The organism is Cobetia sp. SIMBA_158 (assembly GCF_046566945.1).
GTDB lineage: Bacteria > Pseudomonadota > Gammaproteobacteria > Pseudomonadales > Halomonadaceae > Cobetia > Cobetia amphilecti.
The window spans coordinates 1-274 of sequence record NZ_JAWJYL010000344.1 but is presented as its reverse complement, the minus strand read 5'-3'; the positions used below and the strand labels follow the sequence as shown (position 1 = coordinate 274).

Here is a 274-nt window from a genome sequence, read left to right as displayed (position 1 = left end):
CTTATTCCCGCAGAGCTTGCGCATCGGGCCGTTTTGAGTGGTGGCTTGAGCGCGCAAAACGTCGGTGATGCGATCCGCCAGTTGCGCCCGTTTGCTGTCGATGTCTCGAGTGGCATCGAAGTGGAGGGCGCGAAGGGCGTGAAGGATCACGCCCGGATGGCGGCGTTCGTACGCGCGGTGCGCGAAGCGGACGCCCGGTGATGCAAGACGGTGCGACCCCCGAACGCGGGGCGCGCCGACCGATCGAGAGTGACACCATGTACAACCTTCCTGA

At 64.6% G+C, this 274-nt stretch carries 1 pseudogene; it reads left to right on the top strand.

What is annotated here, in order from left to right:
• Positions 1–201 (top strand): annotated as a pseudogene (locus tag R2R70_RS20220) (N-(5'-phosphoribosyl)anthranilate isomerase); the annotation flags it as partial.
• Positions 202–274 lie beyond the last annotated feature (73 nt).